Source organism: Claveliimonas monacensis (assembly GCF_014982975.1).
Classification (GTDB): Bacteria; Bacillota; Clostridia; order Lachnospirales; family Lachnospiraceae; genus Claveliimonas; species Claveliimonas monacensis.
On record NZ_JADCKL010000032.1, the window covers coordinates 1 to 1874 of the forward strand.

A 1874-nucleotide genomic window follows, 5' to 3' on the forward strand; every position below is an offset into this window, starting at 1 on the left:
GGTTGGAGCCTTTCCGTAACCATCAAGTGGTAGGAGGAATGAACCAATCCACAGTATCTCCAAACAGTATAGCATACAGACCTTGGAGAGGGTCTATAAACACTACTACTATATAATACGAGGAGGAAAACAGTGGCAAAAGCAAAGAAAAGTATTTTTTTCTGCCAAAATTGCGGGCATGAGGAGAGCAAATGGCTGGGTCAGTGCCCGGTGTGCAGGCAGTGGAATACATTTGTGGAAGAAAAGGTGACTGCAGCAAAGACGGGGGGACAGACAAAAAGTCTGAAAGAGGCTGAGGTGGTCGCCCTGTCCAGCGTGCAGACAGATAGAGAAGAGCGGGTCTGCACCGGTATCGGCGAGCTGGACCGCGTGCTGGGAGGCGGGATCGTGCCTGGCTCACTTGTGCTGGTGGGAGGTGACCCTGGAATAGGAAAATCCACGCTTCTTCTGCAGGTGTGCCAGAGATTGACGGAGCGCAAACAGAAGCTCCTGTATATTTCCGGGGAGGAGTCCTTGAAACAGATCAAGTTGCGGGCAGACCGCATGGAAACCTTTACAGATGATCTGCTGCTTCTGTGTGAGACAAATATAGAGACTATTCGCAGTGTGATTGAAAAGGAGAGACCCTCCCTTGTAGTCATTGACTCGATACAGACCATGTACAGCGAAGAGGTGTCTTCTGCCCCCGGGAGCGTCTCACAGGTCCGGGAGGCCACCAACATATTCATGCAGATTGCCAAGGGTATGGGAATTTCCATCTTTATAGTAGGGCATGTGACAAAGGAGGGGACAGTGGCCGGTCCCAGGGTCCTGGAGCACATGGTGGACACGGTTTTGTATTTTGAGGGGGACCGCCATGCCTCCTACAGGATCCTGCGGGGCGTAAAGAACCGTTTTGGCTCCACCAACGAGATCGGGGTGTTTGAGATGAGACAGGACGGACTCCGGGAGGTGGAAAATCCTTCTGAGTTCATGCTCAACGGAAGACCGGAAAATGCCTCCGGATCCGTGGTGGCCTGTTCTATGGAGGGAACCCGCCCCATTCTTCTGGAGATCCAGGCGCTTGTATGCCGGAGCAATTTCGGCATGCCAAGGAGGACCGCTGCAGGAACAGACTACAATCGTGTGAATCTGCTGATGGCTGTGCTGGAAAAAAGGCTGGGCCTTCCTCTTTCAAACTATGACGCTTACGTCAATATTGCGGGCGGTATCCGCATCAATGAGCCTGCCGTGGATTTGGGGATCGTGCTGGCCCTTGTGTCCAGCTATAAAAACAGACCGGTGTCGGAAGATGTGCTTGTGTTTGGTGAAGTGGGTCTGAGCGGTGAAGTGCGGGCTGTCAACATGCCGGAGCAGAGAGTCTCTGAGGCGAAGAAGCTGGGATTTCAGACCTGTATCCTGCCGGCAGTATCCCTGGATGCGGTGAAAAATATTCAGGGGATCAAGCTGCTGGGAGTGAAATCCATCAATGAGGCGATTGATCTTATATAACTATATAAAATAAGAGAAAACAGATAGTCAATATGCCCTTGAAAAAGAGGTTGGGGGAAACTGAATTGTATAAATTGTATAAATAAAATAAAAAATAAAAATAACATTGACAATTCGACTTCCCCCGTGCTATTATATCAAAGCTGTCGCGTGAGACAGCAACAACAACAAAACATTTTCTTTCGATCCGGGAGGATACAGAAAGAAAAAAAGTTAAAAAAGTTGTTGACAAATCGAAAGCGACATGATAAGATATAGAAGTTGTCGCTGAGATGCGAAAACAAAACAAAGAACCTTGATAACTGAACAATAGACAACGACCCTGAAAATTTCTAAGAGAAATATTCAGAACGGAAATCAGATCGAGCGAAAGCGAAGATCTG

The 1874-nt window shown here is 48.6% G+C and carries 1 protein-coding gene; it reads left to right on the plus strand.

Annotation, left to right across the window (positions count from 1 at the left end):
* Positions 1-132 precede the first annotated feature (132 nt).
* Complete coding sequence (gene radA / locus INF30_RS14525; RefSeq protein WP_226395717.1) at positions 133-1491, plus strand: DNA repair protein RadA; 1359 nt, start codon at positions 133-135, stop codon at positions 1489-1491.
* The last annotated feature ends 383 nt before the right edge of the window (positions 1492-1874 follow it).